The sequence below is a fragment of the Staphylococcus sp. 11262D007BW genome (assembly GCF_053547815.1).
Window position 1 is genome coordinate 952,224 of the sequence record NZ_JBPWPJ010000001.1, and the last position, 15,715, is coordinate 967,938.

Sequence of the window (15,715 nt, forward strand, 5' to 3'; positions counted from 1 at the left end):
TTATCATACTACCCTGTTGTCATCCCTTCAGGATTGCGTCCCAATATTATCCTTTTGCCTGAGAGATTCGTTTTAAAACTTGCTCCTTCGGCGATGGTTACTCCATTCTCTCTAATATTGTTCATTCGCAAAGATTATTTTATTAAGTTCATTAAGTAACTGTGATAACTGTTGATTTGTATCTAACCTAATGAATGCGATTTCATTATATCGTGAAATACGCCCTAAATACAAGCGTTTTACAGTGTCATAATCTTTATCTTTTGCATTTGGTCGATTTGGATCATCTTTAACCCGCTCATATAAAGTGTCAAATGGTGCATCTAACCAAATAATCCTTTGATTTAATGCATTTAGATATTCTCTAGAAGCCTCTGTTTCTACAATGCCACCACCAGTTGCTATAACTTGATAGTGATTTGCAACTTCTTTTAAATATTTTAATTCAAGTTCTCGAAAAACGGATTCACCTTCTTCTTGAAAGATCTTCGGAATCGAACGATCTTCTCTCCAACTTATATAATTGTCTAAATCAATAAAACTTAAATGATGTTGCTTAGCAAAATGTTCTCCTATAAAGGACTTTCCAGCACCCATAAAACCAATGAAAATAAGTGGATATCGATTAGTCATTATGTTCACCTTCTTTTAACAAGATTGAAATTTCATTTGTATAATAATCCGTTAAATCATTTATAGTTTCTAATTTTGAAACGTAGATTATAAGATAAAAGGATATAAATAAAGTATAAGTACTAAAAATCATAAAAACAATGGGAAGCGTAAAACCGGAATTAGATAATAATCTCTTTGGCATGCCATTTATCTCCCTTCAAATAAGTTAGATGCATGATTAAATGATTAGATTGTAATATTTTGTAACTAACCGATTTAACGTTATTACACAACGTTATGTTTCCTTTGTTATTGATAGATTTAATCAATTTATTATTAACAAGTTTAAAGTTTAATGTTTCATTTTTTTGAACCATATCGATGCGATTTTGATGAATATGAACGTTTGCGATAGGTGTATGATGAAAATGGTAAGCTACATCTTTAATCATTAATTCAATTTGAAATGAATGGTCATCATATATAATATCATTATAGTTACGCAGATTATGAATTAATAAAGGCACTAACATAATAATCATTACTTGAATAAATAAACTAAGGAGCGTTTCGATCATCGTAAAACCTTTAACGTTTTTGACAATAGTTGTAAGTGGTCTTAAGATTCTTGATACAAATTCGGTTCTTTTCTGGCTTAATTTCATAGGATTGTATCGTAGTCCTTTCATGAGGAGTAGAGACGCTTATAATATTAAACAGTGTTCTTCTAACTTCTAAATCTCTAAGCGCATTGTTATAAGTTTGTTGTGTAACTTCTAATGAATAAAGCATCGATAAACTTAAGATACTTATAATAAATAATGAGAATAATGCTTCAATATAAGTAAAACCGTCGTTCATTTTGAAAAAGATAGTCTGTACCTCCCCTGTTCAATATGATAAATAAGTGAAAATTTTTCGTTTAAATAATTAAATTTCAAAGTACCAAATTTATTGATATTGCCATTCCGGTCAAATTTAATATTATCTAAGTTTGAATGACTATTTAATTTCAAGGGGGTTAGTGGGATATATTGGGGTTTAGTTTGGTTTAACATCACAACTTTGATATCATTTTGTTTTTTTCGAAAAACAAGTAATATATCTGATTTGTTTTTAATAGCTTCTGCCTGATAAAAATCTAATTTACTCGTTAATAATGCAGCTTGCAGTTTAATTTGATATTCTGTAAAAAGCTTTGGAGGTTTAATAAAAGACAAACCAAGTATCAACGTGATTATTGATATTACGATGAGCATTTCGATTAATGTAAAACCTCCTTTAACTTGCAACAGCTTCTCCACCTCGTATAATAATGGCTTGTCCAGATTTACACTTTTTCTGATTTTCTTTAAGATAGCCTTCTCGAACCAAATCATCAATAGTGGTTGGCTTAGTGTTAAATTTTAACGTATATGCTTCAATCTGACTGTCTACTATTTTTAATTGCGCGTTGCATCCTGTTTTTTGGATATGCTCGGATTGTTTTGCGACATTTGGAATGATTAAAATTAATAATACACTAATAATTAATAATACGAGTAGCATTTCTATAAGTGTAAAAGCGTTTTTCTTTTTAATATATTTTGATATTTGTTTCATATCTTCAGCTCCTAACTTTGTATTGTTTGGATCATTTCAAAAATTGGTAACATCATCACAAGATAAACAAGAATAATTAAAATACCCATAAAGGAGAACATAATAGGTTGGATAAAGTTAATTTGACGCAGTGTATGTGATTCAATATGATCAATTAAAAATTTACTATAAACACTTAGTTCAATATCTAGTTTATCCCTTTGTTCCCCTTGCTTAATGTATTTTATAAAGTTCGAATCAAAGCACTTTAGTTTTTGTAAAATAGTTGGAAATGTTTCACCTTCCTTCATATTTTTGAGGAGAGTTTGACCTATAAAATTTAAAAAATGACTTTCATGTTGATTCACATAAATCATGACGATATCATTCATAGGAATACCGTTTTTAAAAAATAACGTAAATTGATTCACAACTTGATAAGTAAAAAGTAGCCTTGCATATTTATTTAAGAAAGGAATGGAAGTGATAAAATGCAATTGTGTAGTCATAGGCCGTTTGATCAGCCATCTTTTCACCCCTTCAATTGTCAAAAGTATGATGAAAAAAATAATAAAAAATATAGTGGGAAAATGTGTTATAAAAGTTTTTATACTTAACTGCAAATAAGATGTTTTTAAATCCATTGATTGATACATGTAGTCAAATTGAGGCATCACAGTAATATTTAAAGTCATAATTAGTAGTAAAAAAATAATGAATAATACAATAGGATATTGAATGGTCTTTATTAATTTTCGTTTTAACTTACGATTGTTATAGTAATAGTCATAGCAAGTATTTAAAGTTTCAGTGAGTGTTCCATACTTTTCGGCAAAGAAAATTTGCATGAGGATGGTTCTTGGGTAATATAGAAATTTAAATACTTCATAGCAATTCGCTCCACTATTTAATAATGCATAAAATTGCTTTTCATAATTTTTATCTTTAAGTTCGATTTGTTCAAATATAAAAGACATTGCTTCTACAAATGTAAAACCATGAAGTAATAATGGTTGTAGTCTTTCCATTATAATTAAATGACTTTTTAAGATTTGTCTTTTAGTCCTGTTATTTTTTATATTTGTGTACAATTTCTTCATCTATAACCCCGTTTTTCTCTAGATTTGATAATTTTTCACCTAAGCTTTTAAAATGCTGAGAAGGTGTATAATCATGATTTAAAAAATATTGAATTTCAGTATTATTCATAGTCTCATATATCAGTTCTCGATGATAAGACTTCGTTGTGATTAAACGTTGATTTACAATGAGGTTGACTGCTTGTAGAAGGTCTTGTTCAGTAATGCCCATCTCTAACAGCCTTAAAATTACTCCACTACAATCAGTAGCATGAATCGTTGATAAAACTAAATGACCACTTAAACTCGCTTGAATCACTTCTTTAGCAATCTTCTTATCTCTTATTTCACCAATAAGAATCACATCAGGATCACAGCGTAAAATAGCTTTTAATGATGTGCCATACGTAATATCTGCTTTCTCATTGACTGATATTTGGGTGACCCCGTTTAGTATTTGTTCTACAGGGTCTTCAATCGTTATAATATTAAGGTTTAATTTTTCTTTAGCATACAAGACCATTTGATACATCAAAGTACTTTTGCCTGCTCCAGTCGGTCCACTAAACAAAATGAGACCTTGTTTTTTGGTCATTAATTGTTTAATGTCCTTAGTTGCATCATTAGCAGTACTTTGAAAGTATTGTGGTGTTATGCGTATTACACAACTTTCAGTACCTAAGTTTAAAGGCAAAGTGGACACTCTTAAAAAATAAAGAGATTTAAATTCATAAATATAGCGCCCACTTTGTGCTTTATGGCGAGATGATACGTCTAGTCCAGCTTGAAATTTTTATAACGTTAAAATCTTTTGATAAGTATTAAGATTTAACGTATCATAGCATGTTAACTCATCTCGAATGCGTAATTTAACTTCTACTTGACTATGAGAAGGTATAAAGTGGATATCCGAAGCATGTTGTTGAATGGCATATTGTAAAACATTATCAAGTAATAATTGCATAAAAATTCACCCCTTACTTTATAACACGTAAGGGGTGATCAAATTACTTGTTATTTAACCAAAAATAAATGGATTCATTTGTTCATCTTCAACTGTCGTTGATGGTCCATGACCAGGATAAAGTGGCATTGTTTCATTTAATGTGAAAAGCTTGTCTTGAATTGAATCAATTAATGTTTCGTAATCTCCACGATATAAATCTGTTCTACCAATACCATTATTAAATAACGTATCGCCTACAATAGCAAAATCCTTAAATACATAAGTTAAGCTACCTGGAGAATGCCCTGGTGTATGCATCACTTGAAAATGAAAAGAACTCATTTCATGTTCTCCTTCATCTAATAATTTTGGTGTAGCCTGACTTTCGACAGTAGGAATACCAAATTCTTTAAATTTAAGTGATCCATTTTTTTCTGGTGAATCTAAGAAATCAACTTCTTCATGATACATGTATACTTCGACTTCATAATAAGACATTAACTCATCTAAAGCACCAATATGGTCGAAATGCGCATGTGTTAATAAAATGGCTGCAACAGGTTTGTCAATTTCCTTAATGTGCTGAATAATGACTTCTGCTTCTGCAGCGGGATCAATAATCAAAACTTCATCTTCATTTTCGACAAAGTACGTATTAGTACTTACTGGTCCTAATGTTAAGCAAGAAATTTTCATAAACAACCTCCGACAATCACTTAAATTATTTTAAATGTTTCTGAACAGATGTTAATTTATCATTCATTTTTCTTGATTTGTCTCTACGATCATCAATTCTAAGATTTGTACATACACGATCTAAACCTTTATTGAATGGTAATTCATGAATTGCTTGAACTACTTCTAATAAATCGGATAAATCACCTTCAATCAAAGTGTTCATTGGCGTCAATTGATAATCAATTTTACCTTGTTGTTTAAATTCTTCCAATTTAGTCTGAATTTCTGCGATATATTGACTAACGCTAGGTCCTTCTGTTCCAACTGGGATTACTACAACATCTACAATTGCCATGTTAAATTACTCCTTTTCCTCAATATAAGTTTTAATGAGTCCTGCAGCGCCTACGATACCGGCATCATTTCCTAATTCTGCTTTCACAATTTTAGTATTTTCTTGAGCTGGTGTGAATGTGAAATGATAATACTCTGTTTTAATATTTTCTATCAAAATATCTCCTGCATTAGACATGCCACCACCCAGTATAATATATTCCGGGTTTGTTGTAACGCTTACCATACTTGCAAGGTATGCAATATAATGTGCGACACGCTCTGTAATAAAGATGCAGAATTGGTCACCTGCTTTAGCTGCATCGAATACATCTTTCGCTGTTACTGTCTTATTTTTTATCAACTCTAATATAGATGATTTAAATGTTAATTTAGGATAATAAAAGTAAACCAGGTTCGTTACCCCAGTCGCAGAAGCAACTGTTTCAACACATCCTGACTTGCCACAATTACAATTAAATCTCTGGTCGAAGTCAACACGAATATGCCCTAATTCTGCACCAGAACCGTTATGGCCATGAACGATTTTATCATTCGAAATAATGCCTCCGCCTAAACCAGTCCCAAGGGTAATCGCTACGACATCCTGTGAGCCTTTTCCGGCACCTTTAAACTTTTCACCTAAAGCTGCAACATTCGCATCATTATCAACTACAATAGGATAATTAACAAACTCTTCTAAAATTGACTTAACATAAACTTTATACGGCCAATTTAGGTTTACCGCACCATGAATAGAACCCTCTTCAAAATTAATTGGTCCAGGGATACCTAATCCAAGTCCTAATACATCTTCTTCAGAAATAGCTAAAGCCTTCAATTTAGCATTAAGAGATTCTACAATTTGCTGTAAAATGACACGTCCTGATGTATCCGTGATATCAGTTTCGATTACCCATTTCTCTATGATATTTAGAGCACTGTCAAATATACCTAATTTACATGTTGTTCCGCCAACATCACAAGCTAGTATTACTTCATTTTTCATTTGAGTGTCATCCTTCTTTGATTTATTAATAACTTTGACTGTACATATTGATCTCTAGTCAGTAGTTCGTGTTGATATAAATTTTCTATCTCTGTTTCTATCATCACTAGCCTATCTTCTTCTTTATCTAAATAAATGATATAGCCGTATTTTTTTAAAAGCTGTAAAACATCATAAAAAGTATTTAATTCGGTTTGCAATTTTAATCATCCAATTCATTTTTTAGATTTTTAATATTGAGATTAGCAGAATCTGCTTTATAAGCCTTATCGATATATTTTTTTGCTTTATCATCATCACCTAAGGAACGTTCTGAAAGCGCTAAAATATAATTAAGATGTGCAGAGTTAGGAAATTGTCGTAATCCTGATTCCCATTCATTAATAGCCTCAGCTTTTGAATCTTGTGCAGCAATCACCATACCTGACAACACATAAGTTTGATCATCTGCGTAATTATGTTTCATCGTATTAGAAATCATATGTTTTGCATCATTATAATTGTCTCGATTCATCTCTTGTTGAATGATATTGTTATATATATTATCAGTTTTTGTCAGATAAATTTTAGTAATACAAAGTCCGAGAATGAATAGCCCTAAAATACCAAAGATAATGAAATATTTGCGGTTATATTTGTGTAAATAACCTAAGAATACAATGAACATTCCAGATAAAATACCAGCAAGATGGGCTACTATATTCACGTTACGAATTAATAATGTAATGACTGCCATTATAATTACTGCAATAAGCACTTGAACTAACATTTTACGTGTAAAGCGTCTACTCAATATCATCAGTGTTACAAGTGCACCTAATAATCCAAATATAGCGCCACTTGCGCCTACCGAGAAACTAGAAGTCATGAAAACAAGAGAAATCACATTGCCTAATATACCAGATAGTAAATAAACTACGAGCATTTGCCAATGACCAATAATTGCTTCAACCAATTTTCCAAAGATGTAGAGTGATAACATATTAAACAAGATATGTTCAAAATCAAAATGTAAAAACATAGATGTTACAAGACGATACCATTCACCTTGTACAAAATTAAAATGTGACAGCGCACCTAAATTAATAATATCGATGTCTGAGCGGGCATTAGTAAATAACGCAACAAAGAGCCATATTAGAATGTTAATTAGAATTAAAGCATAAGTGACTGGTGTAAACCGATACATTGATGTTTCAATGATATTTTGATTCGTTACACGTTTTTGATAATATGTCGTTGTCTTTTTGTCATCTTGCCCAATCAGTCGCTTTACTAACACATGATTCGTTAAATTATAAAGTGCACTATTAGACTGAATACAGTGAAACTTTATTCGAACAGGTTGTGTATATTGATATGTGGTTTCATTAAATGCTTTGTCTGTAAAAATATAAATGTCATACTGTTTAATATCTAAATCAAGCGATTGTTTTATTTGATCGTGATTTTCTTGAAGTTTGTCTTTTTCAAAATCTAAAGCTTGGGTCGTTAAAGTACCATATTTAAATAGTGCTAAACGACCAGATTTTCGGTTAAATAACCAAATTTCTTCTTTGTTATGATCATATTTGTAAAAGCTATAATTAAAATAACGTATCCACAAATATGCAGTTTTCCAAAATTGTTTTTTAGCTATCATCTTTCCCTCCATATTTATGTATTAGCAATTATTAATTCTTGAACAGGATAATCATATGTTTCGACAGGAATAGAAGATAACAATTGCAAATCATAAATCAAACTGATTGATTGAGGGCGATATGTTGATAAATAGCGGTCAAAATAGCCTCCTCCATAGCCAACACGATACCCTTCATCATTAAATGCAACACCTGGCACAATAACTAAGTCTAATTCGTTATTAATAGGAGTATCATCGTTTACATATCGTATCCCTTTGGAATCTATTTCTACTTGATCTAAACTATAAATTTGTTGAAAGTTCATTGTTTTAGTTTGATATTGCGTTGAAGGTACAAATACTTTTTTATCATCTTTTAATGCTTGTTCAATAATAGCATCTGTATTTACTTCATGAGGCATTGATAAAACAAGACCAATCGACTGTGCTGACTGATACTTTGAATGATTTAAAAGTTGTTCTTTTAAATAATGGTCTGCCTGTTTTTTTGAAGATTCATCTAGGGATTTCATTTTATGTAGTGTCGTCTTACGTATTTCTTTCTTATCCATAAAAAGATGCTCCTTTTCCAAAATACTACTCTTATTATACCGTGATTAACGGTGACTGTCATGGAAAGAAGTAATATGTCTATCAAAACAAAAATGACTAGAACATTTAAATTTGTTCTAGTCCAAGATTAAATCATATTATTTTGTTTCACGATGTAACGTGTGTTTGTTTTCGCGTGAACAGAATTTTTTCATTTCAACACGTTCTGGATTATTTCTTTTATTTTTTGTAGAAATATAATTACGGTCTCCACATTCTGTGCAAGCAAGTGTAATATTAACTCTCATACTTATCCTCCTATTCCTCTATAAATACGACTTTATTATCATATCATCTTCAAAGGAAATATGAAAGGATTATTTTTCATAGGATTCATACAACGCGCCAGATAGATAAAAGTAAACGTGTTCAGCGACATTGACAATATGATCCCCTATTCGCTCTAGATATCGAGCAACAAGATGCGCTTGACCTGCGACAAATGGATCATTATCAATTAAATAAGTTGTATTGACGATATCTTTATATAAATCGTCTATGTCCACATCTCTTTCAATGATTTCTATAATAAGCTCTAAATCATTTTCTAAAGTGGCGTTTTGTAGATCTTTTAACATTAGAAGTGCTAATTTACCCATCGTTTCAAGTCGCATTACAATATAATGATCTGTAAAACGTGCGCGTGTTCTTATTTTTGCAATATTGGCTGCATTATCACCCATTCGTTTAAATTCATTTGCGATTTTTAGTGAAGCAATCATGAATCTTAAATCTTTTGCAATGGGTTGTTGGCGTGTAATTAAACTGATGACTTTATCGTTGATCTTTTTTTCTAATTGATTAATGGATTGGTCATGTTTAATGATTTGTCTTGCATGTTTGATATCGGAATCAGTTAAAACCTTGATTGATCTACGGATACTAAAATAGACACGAAGACCTAAATGACGTAAATCATGAAATAAGTCATTTAATTCATCTTCGTATCTTTTACGTATAATTGTCATCTTAACCGAATCTTCCAGAGATATAATCTTCTGTTTGTTTATCGCTCGGATTGGAGAAGATTTTATCTGTATCATTGTATTCATTAACATAACCATTTAAAAAGAATGCAGTCTTATCAGATACACGTGCAGCTTGTTGCATATTGTGTGTCACAATAATAATCGAATATTCTTTTTTCAAATCTTGAACGAGTTCTTCAACACGTAATGTTGAAATAGGATCAAGTGCTGAGGTAGGTTCATCCATTAAAATAACGTCCGGTTCAATAGCCAAGCATCGTGCGATACAAACCCTTTGTTGTTGACCTCCTGATAACCCATACGCATTTTGATCTAATCTGTCTTTCAATTCGTCCCAAATTGCAGCGCCTTTTAATGATTTTTCGACAATTTCATCCAATGTTTTTTTGTCTTTTATACCATGAATTTTCGGACCATAAGTAATATTATCGTAAATTGATTTTGGAAACGGGTTAGGTTGTTGGAAGACCATTCCCACATTTGTACGTAATTTTTCAACAGAATACTTTTTATCAAATATGTTTTGGTCTCTATAAAAGATTTTTCCTGATGTTTTAACACTTGGAACTAGTTCTACCATACGGTTAAGGGTTTTAACATAAGTTGATTTTCCAGATCCAGAAGGTCCAATGATAGCTGTTACGTTATTTTCTAGAATGTCTAAATTAACATTTTTTAAAGAATGTTGCTCTCCATACCATAAATCAAGATTTTGTGTAGAATATACGATGCGTCTTTGTGCATCACTTATAGTGTCTTTGTCTTGTTGCGCTTGTGATGTTGCGACAAATGTATTGTCAGTTGTTTGTGCGTCTGTATTTCTTGTTTTAGTATTCAACATATTAAAAACTCCATTTCAATAATATCTATCTTGCATTATTTGAATATTTATTACGTATAAAAATTGCGATACTGTTTAAAATTAATAGAATAATTAATAGGACAATGATGGCGCCTGAAGATAAAGCTTCAAAGTCCATACCCGGTTTTCTTGCCCAATCGTAAATTTGAAGCGGTAATGTTTGGAAAGAATCTAAAATACTATTAGGTGTTCGTAATAAAATAGTCGGAATACCAATTGCTACAAGTGGTGCTGTTTCACCAATTGCTCTTGATATTGCTAAAATAACTCCGGTTACAATACCTGGTATTGCAGCTGGTAAGACGATATTTTTAATCGTTTGCCATTTATTTGCACCTAAACCATAAGAAGCTTCTTTAACTGAATTGGGTACGGAACGTAAAGCTTCTTGGCTGGCGACAATAATGACAGGTAAAATTAATAACGATAAAGTGAGTGCAGCGGCTAAGACTGAATTGCCTAATTTCAATAAAGCTACAAAAATGGTTGCACCTAATAAACCGTATACAATAGATGGCACTGAAGCTAAATTTGAAATATTTACCTTAATCAGCTTTGTAATAGCATTGTCTTTCGCATATTCTTCTAAATAAATGGCACTCCCTACTCCTAGTACTAAAGCAATAGGTATTAACGTGACCATTAGCCATAACGTACCAATTAAAGCGCCTTTAACACCTGAAGAACTTGCTGATGAAGAAGAGAAATTTGTGAAAAATTCTGTCCCCATCACAGGTATCCCTTTTCTTAAAATATCGATTAATAAAATGACCAACACGATAAGGCCAATTAAAGTACAAGCGAAAAAGATACCTTTAAATACTTTATTTTTTGTAGCGCGGCCAGAGAGCTTTTGTTCTACAGCTGATTGATCAATTAATCCCATATTAATACTCCTCTCTGAAACGTTTAGTAATCCATTGTGAAATGAAATTCATAATGAGTGTAAAGATAAATAAAGTAAAACCTACTGCATAAATACTGTAGTAAAGATCTGAACCATTTGTTGCATCCCCTTGTGAGACTTGAACGATATATGCAGTCATTGTTTGTATTGATTCCGTTAAACTAAAATCAAATGAAGGGCTAGAACCAGCTGCTAATGATACAATCATCGTTTCGCCAATCGCTCTTGAGATTGCTAACACAATCGATGCCATAATGCCAGAAGTTGCTGCAGGAATAATAACCTTAAAAATCATTTCTAATTTTGTAGAACCTAAACCTAATGCACCTTCTCTAATTTTATTAGGTACAGAAGACATTGCATCTTCACTCATACTTGCAATCATTGGAATAATCATTACACCTACGACTAAACCAGGACTTAAAGCATTAAAATTTGAAATGGCAGGAAAAATCGCTCTTAAAATTGGTGTTACAAACGTTAATGCAAAGAACCCATAGACAATAGTTGGAATCCCGGCCAAAATTTCAAGAATTGGTTTAACCACTTTTTTGAAACGTTTAGAGGCAAATTCACTTAAATAAATTGCAGCGCCTATTCCAATTGGTACTGCAAAAATCGTAGCGATAATAGTAATTTTTAAGGTTCCTACGATTAGCGCCCAAATACCGTACTTAGGGTCTGAAGAAAATGGATTCCATTCAGTTTCTAAAAAGAAATCGCTGAATGAAACTCTTGTAAAAAATGTAATTGTTTCAGTTAATAAGGTAATGACAATGCCGATAGTTGTTAATACAGAAATAATCGCTATACAGAAAAGAATAATCGGCATTAGTTTATTACTTAGAGAAGATCCAGAATCATTTTTTCGAATCATCTCACGAATATTGTTTTGAGAACTCATATCGTTTGCTCCTTTACACTAAAAGAGTATGTTTTATCTGAAATGATGTTTATTTTAATTTAGTTACCAATAAATGGATATAGGGGTTATGACATCGTAATGTCTCACCCCTATAACACATTTTAATGTTCCTTTATATTAGCTATTGAATTAATGTTATTTTTCATCGCCTGTGATTTTGTTAAGTTTATCTAATTGCTCTTGATATTTGTCTTCAGGTAATGCGACGTAATCTACTGCAGATGCAGCTTCACCTTTATCGTTTAAAGCAAATTTCATAAATTCAGCAAATGCATCGTTATCTTTTAATTTTTGATTGTTTGCATAGATATATAAAGGGCGACTTAATGGATAAGAACCATCTTGGATTGAATCTTCCGTAGGTTCAATCGCTTTATCCTTATCATCAACGATTTTGACTGCTTTTAAATCATCTTCATTTTCTTTAAAGAAGTTATAAGCAAAGAAACCAATACCTTCTTTATTATCTTTTACTGAACTAACAATAACGTCTGTATTTTGGTTCTTTTCAGCTTTGATTTCACCGTCTCCCATTACTTCTTCAGTAAAAAAGTCATATGTACCATGTGATTGGTCAGGTGAAAATGCTTGAATCTCTTCATCTGGCCAATCTGAATTTACATCTGACCATTTTGTGGCTTCACCTGAATAAATACTTTTTAAGTCGTCTAAAGTTAATTCATCAACAAAATCGTTTTCTTTATTAATAGCAACGGTTAAACCATCTTGAGCAACCTCAAATTCTGTATAATCTATATTTTTATCTTCTAATTGTTGTTTTTCTTCGTCTTTAATTGGACGTGAGGCATTTGAGAAATCCGTACTTCCTGCGATAAATTGTTTAAATCCGTCGCCAGTTCCTGATGTAACATTTTCTAAAGTGACGTTGTTATATTGTGAAGAAAAATCTTCGTTTAATTTTTCAATGATTGGCGCTACAGTCGAAGAACCATTCCCTTTTACTGTACCTTCAACATTTGTATCTTGTGCTCCATTCTCATCTCCATTATTAGATTCCTGTGCCGCACCACCACATGCTCCTAATAATAATGAAGCACCTACGACTGTCGATCCAACTAATTGCCATTTTTTCATTGAAACATCCTCCTAAAATATAATGACTAACTATTGATTACACTCTTAGAATACAAATCTTTTGTAAAAACCCAATAAAGCTAATGTAAAGTTTATGTTAATTCTGTTTGAGACTGCTTTTTTTAATAAAAAACATGATTTTGATGACTAAGTAAATACTTATGTAAAAGAAAAACCCTTTATGTATGAATGGGTTGGGGCTGAGACATAAAGCGCTAATGCTCTGGAAAACCGATTAACGGTGTCCCAGTCTCTGTAACCATTCTACATAAAGGGTTTTAGTTATTTAAAATAATAATTTAGAACATCTCTACCTAAATCGCCACCATTTAACCATGGTTCAGGAACGGGTTGGTTAGAGTAAACAATTGAAAATGATAATTGCGGGTCATCCACTGGGGCATAGCCTATATATGTGGCATTAACACGTGGTTCGCCATCTTGGAATACTTCAGCTGTACCAGTTTTACCAGCAGATTTAACATCAGTGTCATGGAAACTTGCATAACCTGTACCATCAACTTCATTAAAGACCATTTCAAATCCTTTTTGAACTTGATTGATTTCCTCTTCGGTATTATTTACACGGTTTAAGACTTTCCCTTTTATTGTGTGTTTAACTGGACCTAAATCATCTTCATTCGTAGCTTTTCGCACTTCTTTACCTAAATGTGGTTGAATACGATAACCGTCATTAGCAATTGTAGATACATATTGTGATAGTTGTAATGGTGAATACGTATCGTATTGTCCAATAGCTAAATCTAGATAACTACCTGGATTATCAGTCAACGGTTCAATCTGACCACTAACCTCATTTGGTAAATCGATCCCTGTTTTAACACCTAAACCAACTTGACTTAAGCCTTTTCGTAATTTTTGACCAGGTTCTGTAACATCTGTAGGTAAATTCATACCTTGTGTAAAATCTAAACCAGCAATTTTTAACGCTGTTTTAAACATATAGACGTTAGACGAATGCATTAATGCTTCTTTATCATCGATGCGTATACTATCATCTTGGTTAAAGTAAGAGCGTTTTGTTAAACCACCATTAAACGTAAGTGGTTCATCTACCATTTCATCACCGACGTTAATCGCATTATTTTGATATCCAGTTAAAAGCACACCGCCTTTAACTGAAGACCCTACTGCATATTGTGACGTGAAAGTACCGATATCATAATCAGTTAATGAGCCGTCCTTATCAATTTGTTTTCCGACCATAGCAAGAATATCACCATTATTCGGATCTTGAACAACCATCAGCGCTGAATCCATGTCTTTCGCACCTTCTGAACGCAATTTTGAAATTTGTTTTTCTAAATAAGATTCTGCTTTTTCCTGAAGGTCTATATCGATGGTTAATACTAAATCATCACCACGTGAACCTTCATTCACTACTTCCGAATCAATAATTGCACCAGACTTATCTGTGGTATAACGCATTTCTTTCTTTTTACCACGTAATATATTTTCATATTGAAGTTCTAGATAACTTTTTCCTACTCGATCATTTCGAGAGTAACCTTGTGATAAATATCTTTTAGTTAATTCTTTAGGTAACCCTTCTTCTGTTGTTGACACATCACCAAGTATACCGCGTAAGGTACTTCCATATGGATACGTTCTATCCCAGTCCATGGTTGTATTGATGCCTGGTAGTTCAGAAAGTTGTTGCGAAACTGCAGCGTATTCTTTATCTGTGACGTCTTCATTTTTTATTGTTCTTGGACTTAAAGTAGAACCTTGCATCATTTCACGATAAATAGCGAGTACTTGCATATCTTCGTCGGAGAGTTGTGCTAAGTCTTTTTTCGTAATCTTATCTTGTAATTGTTGATCATAATCTTCTTGGGATAGATCCCCATTTTCATATAACTTTTGTTCATCTTTCATAAGTTGTTCAACTTTTTTAGGGTTTTTTTGAATCCAAAAGTCTTTTTGATCTCTTTCTGTAATTTTATCAGTATCCATATCTATGAGCTTAGATAATTTCTTAGCCGTATTAAGAATTTCTTCTTGATTCGTTGTTCTTCCTCTTGTATATGTAATTGCTTTTTTCGATGCATTATCTACGATGACTTTACCATTTCGGTCTAATATTCGTCCTCTTGGAACTGATTCATTAACAGTGACATTTTCACTATCTCTAATCATTTGTGTATAATTAGCACCTTGTGCAATTTGGAGGTAACCAAGCCTCAAGACGATAATAATAAAAATTAGAATAATAATTGCAAATAAAAAGTTGACACGCTTATTCATTAAAAAGCGCATCTTTTCATCATTTGTTTTATTTTTCAGACGCTTTAGCAATGATACCTACCTCTATTCAAATAGATTGTCTGTATAAAATAATATATTAAATCTCACATTTTAGCTAACATTTTACCAGAGTATCAATAGAATTTGAATAAAGATACTGAGGATAAACAATGTGATTGGTATTTAAGTTCC

Annotated in this window: 18 protein-coding genes, 1 pseudogene and 1 riboswitch; all 19 genes and pseudogenes read right to left on the reverse strand. The window is 32.0% G+C overall.

What is annotated here, in order from left to right:
* Positions 1 to 36: 36 nt before the first annotated feature.
* A riboswitch (glycine riboswitch) is annotated at positions 37 to 125 on the reverse strand.
* The 19 genes and pseudogenes from ACEE93_RS04615 to ACEE93_RS04705 all read right to left on the reverse strand — a co-directional run bounded on the left by ACEE93_RS04615 (position 112) and on the right by ACEE93_RS04705 (position 15,574).
* Complete coding sequence (locus tag ACEE93_RS04615; protein ID WP_449155557.1) at positions 112 to 633, reverse strand: shikimate kinase; 522 nt, start codon at positions 631 to 633, stop codon at positions 112 to 114. (Overlaps the previous riboswitch by 14 nt.)
* A gap of 161 nt (positions 634 to 794) precedes the next feature.
* Positions 795 to 1,280, reverse strand: coding sequence for a competence type IV pilus minor pilin ComGF (locus tag ACEE93_RS04620; RefSeq protein WP_449155558.1), 486 nt, complete (start codon positions 1,278 to 1,280; stop codon positions 795 to 797).
* Between the two features lie 192 nt (positions 1,281 to 1,472).
* Positions 1,473 to 1,907 (reverse strand): competence type IV pilus minor pilin ComGD, encoded by a 435-nt coding sequence (gene comGD / locus ACEE93_RS04625; protein ID WP_449156419.1) that lies wholly within the window; start codon positions 1,905 to 1,907, stop codon positions 1,473 to 1,475.
* Positions 1,897 to 2,217 (reverse strand): competence type IV pilus major pilin ComGC, encoded by a 321-nt coding sequence (gene comGC, locus ACEE93_RS04630; RefSeq protein ID WP_449155560.1) that lies wholly within the window; start codon positions 2,215 to 2,217, stop codon positions 1,897 to 1,899. The genes comGD and comGC overlap by 11 nt, the downstream gene beginning before the upstream one ends.
* Positions 2,218 to 2,228: 11 nt before the next feature.
* Complete coding sequence (gene comGB / locus ACEE93_RS04635) at positions 2,229 to 3,224, reverse strand: competence type IV pilus assembly protein ComGB (protein ID WP_449156420.1); 996 nt, start codon at positions 3,222 to 3,224, stop codon at positions 2,229 to 2,231.
* Between the two features lie 40 nt (positions 3,225 to 3,264).
* Positions 3,265 to 4,239, reverse strand: a pseudogene (comGA, locus tag ACEE93_RS04640) (competence type IV pilus ATPase ComGA).
* Between the two features lie 54 nt (positions 4,240 to 4,293).
* Positions 4,294 to 4,917: an MBL fold metallo-hydrolase gene (locus ACEE93_RS04645; protein ID WP_449155562.1), complete on the reverse strand. Its 624-nt coding sequence runs from the start codon at positions 4,915 to 4,917 to the stop codon at positions 4,294 to 4,296.
* A gap of 25 nt (positions 4,918 to 4,942) precedes the next feature.
* Positions 4,943 to 5,254, reverse strand: a complete 312-nt coding sequence (locus ACEE93_RS04650) for an MTH1187 family thiamine-binding protein (RefSeq protein ID WP_449155563.1) — start codon at positions 5,252 to 5,254, stop codon at positions 4,943 to 4,945.
* Between the two features lie 6 nt (positions 5,255 to 5,260).
* Entirely contained in the window at positions 5,261 to 6,241 is a 981-nt protein-coding gene (locus ACEE93_RS04655) for an ROK family glucokinase (RefSeq protein WP_449155564.1), read from the reverse strand.
* Positions 6,238 to 6,441 (reverse strand): YqgQ family protein, encoded by a 204-nt coding sequence (locus ACEE93_RS04660; protein ID WP_449155565.1) that lies wholly within the window; start codon positions 6,439 to 6,441, stop codon positions 6,238 to 6,240. The genes ACEE93_RS04655 and ACEE93_RS04660 overlap by 4 nt, the downstream gene beginning before the upstream one ends.
* 2 nt (positions 6,442 to 6,443) lie before the next feature.
* A complete protein-coding gene (locus tag ACEE93_RS04665; RefSeq protein WP_449155566.1) occupies positions 6,444 to 7,883 on the reverse strand; it encodes a rhomboid family intramembrane serine protease in 1,440 nt (479 codons plus the stop codon).
* A gap of 14 nt (positions 7,884 to 7,897) precedes the next feature.
* Positions 7,898 to 8,437, reverse strand: coding sequence for a 5-formyltetrahydrofolate cyclo-ligase (locus ACEE93_RS04670; RefSeq protein ID WP_449155567.1), 540 nt, complete (start codon positions 8,435 to 8,437; stop codon positions 7,898 to 7,900).
* Positions 8,438 to 8,575: 138 nt separating this feature from the next.
* The gene (gene rpmG, locus ACEE93_RS04675) at positions 8,576 to 8,725 is read right to left on the reverse strand and encodes a 50S ribosomal protein L33 (protein WP_449155568.1); all 150 of its coding nucleotides are present in this window, start codon (positions 8,723 to 8,725) and stop codon (positions 8,576 to 8,578) included.
* Between the two features lie 69 nt (positions 8,726 to 8,794).
* Positions 8,795 to 9,445 carry a phosphate signaling complex protein PhoU gene (gene phoU, locus ACEE93_RS04680; protein WP_449155569.1) on the reverse strand — a complete coding sequence of 217 codons (651 nt, stop codon included), beginning with the start codon at positions 9,443 to 9,445 and terminating at the stop codon, positions 8,795 to 8,797.
* Position 9,446: 1 nt separating this feature from the next.
* The gene (gene pstB / locus ACEE93_RS04685) at positions 9,447 to 10,307 is read right to left on the reverse strand and encodes a phosphate ABC transporter ATP-binding protein PstB (protein WP_449155570.1); all 861 of its coding nucleotides are present in this window, start codon (positions 10,305 to 10,307) and stop codon (positions 9,447 to 9,449) included.
* A gap of 25 nt (positions 10,308 to 10,332) precedes the next feature.
* The gene (gene pstA, locus ACEE93_RS04690) at positions 10,333 to 11,214 is read right to left on the reverse strand and encodes a phosphate ABC transporter permease PstA (RefSeq protein ID WP_449155571.1); all 882 of its coding nucleotides are present in this window, start codon (positions 11,212 to 11,214) and stop codon (positions 10,333 to 10,335) included.
* A gap of 1 nt (position 11,215) precedes the next feature.
* Positions 11,216 to 12,139 (reverse strand): phosphate ABC transporter permease subunit PstC, encoded by a 924-nt coding sequence (pstC, locus tag ACEE93_RS04695; RefSeq protein ID WP_449155572.1) that lies wholly within the window; start codon positions 12,137 to 12,139, stop codon positions 11,216 to 11,218.
* A gap of 156 nt (positions 12,140 to 12,295) precedes the next feature.
* Positions 12,296 to 13,255 carry a PstS family phosphate ABC transporter substrate-binding protein gene (locus ACEE93_RS04700; protein ID WP_449155573.1) on the reverse strand — a complete coding sequence of 320 codons (960 nt, stop codon included), beginning with the start codon at positions 13,253 to 13,255 and terminating at the stop codon, positions 12,296 to 12,298.
* Between the two features lie 282 nt (positions 13,256 to 13,537).
* The gene (locus tag ACEE93_RS04705) at positions 13,538 to 15,574 is read right to left on the reverse strand and encodes a peptidoglycan D,D-transpeptidase FtsI family protein (protein WP_449155574.1); all 2,037 of its coding nucleotides are present in this window, start codon (positions 15,572 to 15,574) and stop codon (positions 13,538 to 13,540) included.
* Positions 15,575 to 15,715 lie beyond the last annotated feature (141 nt).